1 pseudogene is annotated in these 253 nt (G+C 45.8%); it reads left to right on the top strand.

Annotation, left to right across the window (positions count from 1 at the left end):
* Nucleotides 1-50 precede the first annotated feature (50 nt).
* Nucleotides 51-253 (top strand): annotated as a pseudogene (locus ACG9ZB_RS17600) (rRNA methyltransferase); the annotation flags it as partial.

The following is a 253-nucleotide window of genomic DNA, read 5'->3' on the forward strand; positions in this document are numbered from 1 at the left end:
GCGTCAGATGTGTATAAGAGACAGCTGTTTGCCTTTACAGGTTGGAAGTTATGGTAGGCCCAATGCGCTTATATGTGGAACAAGAGCATTTAGAAAAAGCACAGCACGATGTTGCTGTGCTTTTTTCTCGTGGTGTCGAAGTCAGCATCGAAGTCGCCGAAAAGTTAAATGCACGTTTTTTCCGTTTTCATCCTGACCTGGGTCTGTGTGCCGATGCTGATGGGCTTTGGCTTTGTGCCAATGGCATGAAAAT

The organism is Acinetobacter johnsonii (genome assembly GCF_048551975.1).
Taxonomy (GTDB): domain Bacteria; phylum Pseudomonadota; class Gammaproteobacteria; order Pseudomonadales; family Moraxellaceae; genus Acinetobacter; species Acinetobacter johnsonii_A.